General features: G+C 44.1%; 3 protein-coding genes, 3 tRNA genes and 2 rRNA genes. 1 reads left to right on the plus strand and 7 read right to left on the minus strand.

The window, feature by feature from the left end; translation table 11 throughout:
* Positions 1-67, minus strand: a 16S ribosomal RNA gene (locus AC1TPC_RS26710); the annotation flags it as partial.
* Between the two features lie 534 nt (positions 68-601).
* Between AC1TPC_RS26710 and AC1TPC_RS26715 the strand changes: the two genes are divergently transcribed.
* Entirely contained in the window at positions 602-1,369 is a 768-nt protein-coding gene (locus AC1TPC_RS26715) for a MerR family transcriptional regulator (RefSeq protein WP_482069757.1), read from the plus strand.
* A 215-nt stretch (positions 1,370-1,584) separates the two neighbouring features.
* Here AC1TPC_RS26715 and AC1TPC_RS26720 read toward each other — a convergent pair whose 3' ends face one another.
* From AC1TPC_RS26720 to AC1TPC_RS26745, 6 genes are all read right to left on the minus strand, one after another.
* Positions 1,585-2,439: a sensor histidine kinase gene (locus AC1TPC_RS26720; protein WP_482069758.1), complete on the minus strand. Its 855-nt coding sequence runs from the start codon at positions 2,437-2,439 to the stop codon at positions 1,585-1,587.
* Positions 2,432-2,857 carry a hypothetical protein gene (locus tag AC1TPC_RS26725; RefSeq protein ID WP_482069759.1) on the minus strand — a complete coding sequence of 142 codons (426 nt, stop codon included), beginning with the start codon at positions 2,855-2,857 and terminating at the stop codon, positions 2,432-2,434. Before AC1TPC_RS26725 ends, AC1TPC_RS26720 begins: the two co-directional genes overlap by 8 nt.
* A 149-nt stretch (positions 2,858-3,006) precedes the next feature.
* A tRNA-Leu gene (locus AC1TPC_RS26730) sits at positions 3,007-3,086 on the minus strand.
* Between the two features lie 14 nt (positions 3,087-3,100).
* Positions 3,101-3,176: transfer RNA gene (locus AC1TPC_RS26735), tRNA-Lys, on the minus strand.
* A 7-nt stretch (positions 3,177-3,183) separates the two neighbouring features.
* A tRNA-Val gene (locus AC1TPC_RS26740) sits at positions 3,184-3,259 on the minus strand.
* 145 nt (positions 3,260-3,404) lie between these two features.
* Positions 3,405-3,512 (minus strand): 23S ribosomal RNA (locus AC1TPC_RS26745); the annotation flags it as partial.

Raw genomic sequence — 3,512 nt, forward strand, 5'->3', positions numbered from 1 at the left:
GCTCGACTTGCATGTATTAGGCACGCCGCCAGCGTTCGTCCTGAGCCAGGATCAAACTCTCCAAATGGAAGTTTTCGCTTCGACGCGATGTCGAAGAGAAAAGCTTCATGTGTTTGACTTGCTCATTACTTTTTATCGCTTTTTCTTACAATTCGTTAGAATCATAAGGGCAGTTATTACTCGTTGTTCAGTTTTCAAAGAGCAATCTATTCTCTCTTGTGTTGAGCTTGTTTTGCTTGTCGTCCGCATGTTTCTCTCGGCCGGAATTAGAATATACCATGTATCTTTATAGTATTGCAAGTCTTTTTTTAATTTATTTTATTATTTTCAATATTATTATCATTTATAGCCAAAGATCAGCTGCTAATCTTATGTATTATCGCTTATTAATCAAATTAAGTTATGTATTCTTAATCCCCAATCAGGAATGCTTTATTTCGTGTTAACCCTCTATAATACGGTAAGACTACCACAATACTCTCTATTCCTTAACTTCATTTTATCGATAATTCTTCGTGTTCCCAGGCATTTTAAATCAAAAAAATCAGTTGACCTTCACGCTGCGTGAAGGTGTACGATGATCTTGTCAGGAGGTGAGCACATGGAATACACCATAAAAAAGCTAGGGCTGCTGGCTGGCATTAGCACAAGAACACTGCGCTATTACGATGAGATCGGGATGCTTAAGCCAGCACGAATTAACTCCTCAGGCTATCGCATTTACGGGCAAGCGGAAGTGGATAGACTGCAGCAAATTCTATTTTACAGGGAGCTTGGCGTCGGCTTGGAGGATATCAAACTAATCGTGACCGCACCCGCCTTTGACGGAAAAAGCGCGCTGCGCGAGCATCGGCAGAAGCTGCTTGAAAAGAGACAGCAATTAGATTTGCTAATCGCTAATGTCGATAAAACATTAGCCCAAAACGAAGGGAGAATAACAATGACAAACAAAGAGAAATTTGAAGGCTTCAAGCAACAAATGATCGATGACAACGAGAAGAAATTTGGCAAAGAAATTAGAGAAAAGTATGGAGATGAGCAAGTGGACCGGTCTAACCGTGCGATTAAAAATATGACGGAGGAGCAGCATGCAGAGATTGAAAAATTAGGCGCCGATGTGCTAAGCGTCCTCTCTGAGGCTTTTGCTACCGGCAACCCTTCCGGAGAGCTCGCGCAAAAAGCGGCTGATTTGCATCGTCAATGGCTCACCTTTTATTGGGGCCATTACAGTAAAGAAGCACATGCTAACATTGCTCAAATGTATGTGGATGACGAGAGATTTACCGCATACTACGACAAACATCAGCGTGGCGGCGCTGAATTTTTAAGAGATGCCATTCTTGTATACACCGGTATGGGGCAGCAATAAGAAAGAAGCAGCAACTCCCTCTCGTGAGGAAAGCGCTGCTTCTTTTTTCCATACTCTAACTCTATTTCCTATACCAAGGAACTACCGTTACGGTTGAACTGTTAAAGCTTTATGATTCCATTCCCTGTCAGTCGCAAAGTGAGGCTTCTTGCCCCAAAAATGTTAACCTCCTGCTGCATCTGGAAAAAATCCTGCTCGACTGCAGCCTGTCGTGCCTATAACGAGTCAATTGGAGGATTCAGCGGCAAGATGAGCTTAAACTCACTGCCCACTCCCTTTGTGCTTCGCAGCGTCAGCGTACCGCCAAGCAGCTTTGCAAACTGTTGGCCGATCGAGAGTCCCAGCCCGGTTCCTTCATATTTCCGTTTATTGGTGCTGTCCTCTTGCAAAAAGGTATCGAAAATGAGCTGCTGATTATTCTCATCAATTCCTACTCCAGTATCTCTAACTGCAAACGCAATGAAGCCAGCCCCCGGCTCCTTCGATACGTGCAAGGTAACGCTGCCGCGATTCGTAAATTTAACAGCATTGCCTATTAAATTGCGCAAAATCCGGCTCAAACGCTGTCCGTCTGACTCGAGCAGAGCTGGTACAGCCTCATCTACAATGATCTCAAAGCTCAGCCCCTTGTTAACCGCCATCGGACCAAGCTGATGATACAGCAGCTGCGTGATATCCTCGATGGATACCTCGCCCCAGAACAGCTCCATTTTGCGTGCTTCCACTTTCGACAGATCCAAAATATCATTAATAATCCGCAGAAGTTCTCTGCTGGAGGTATGAATGATTTCCGCATACTGCAGATTCTCGCTTTGATCCTTGTCCGCCTCATTATCTCGGATAAGCTCAGAGAGAAGGATAATACTGTTTAGCGGTGTTCTGAGCTCATGCGACATATTAGATATAAATTCCGATTTATATTTGGAAGAATTTAAAATTTGAAGCGCTCGATCTTCAAGCTCCTTGTGCGCTTCTTTAAGCTCGTTTGTCTGTTCCACAAGGATCACGTTCTTATTGCGAAGCTCTAATGCACGCTGCTGCTCCGTATAGAAGTCATAGATACTAAACAATCGCTTTCAATCGATAGTTCCAAGACTTCTTCCGCTCATATAGAATGACGAGACCTGAAGCGGCCATGCCCAATATGACAATATTAAATGATCCGGTAAGTGCATTAAGCGTTACTCCGTTGACGCAGTACCTGGTTGCGGCAATTCCCAATCCAATTAAGAAGACATGCCATGGATTTCGGAACATCAGGGAAGCGAAAATAATCGGCACGACACGCAAATCTAATACGGGACCTTCATTCAGTTGTACGCCAAACTTCATCGCCAGCCACCCGCAGAAAATAAATATAACGATCATTACGCTGTTCTTGACGATAGATGGTGATTGCAGGAACAAATTCTTATACAGGAGGTTAAAAAGGTAGGCAGAGGTTATGAGAATGCTCATATTTGTGAAAAAAGTTACGTAAAAGTTCATGAATCAGCCTCCCTTAATGGCTTTATTGTACACGATAGCTAGCAGCTTTTACAAAAAAAAACCTTGGATCATTCGATCTCAAAGTCGTATTTTGATTATCAGTCAATAAAAAAAAGCCTTGCTTAGCAAGGCTTTTTTCGTTAAAAGTATGCGCGTAGAGGGACTTGAACCCCCACGGTCGCCCGCCAGATCCTAAGTCTGGTGCGTCTGCCAATTCCGCCATACGCGCATGTGAGAAAATAATGGTGAGTCATGTAGGATTCGAACCTACGACACCCTGATTAAAAGTCAGGTGCTCTACCAACTGAGCTAATGACTCATAATAATGGTGGAGGCTGACGGGATCGAACCGCCGACCCTCTGCTTGTAAGGCAGATGCTCTCCCAGCTGAGCTAAGCCTCCGGGACACAATAAAACCCACGGCATGTGGGGTTGTTTCTTGGTACAAGGCAAGCATTTGTACCTTGAAAACTGGATACGAAAGATCAGGTTTGCTGAAAACCTCTTTAACTGTGTCTGCCGGATGTATGGGTCCAAACAAACCTTTTAGGATAAGCCCTCGACCGATTAGTATTCGTCAGCTACACACATTGCTGTGCTTCCACCCCGAACCTATCAACCTCGTCGTCTTCAAGGGGTCTTACATACTGGGAAA

This window comes from Paenibacillus sp. Y280, from assembly GCF_056786335.1.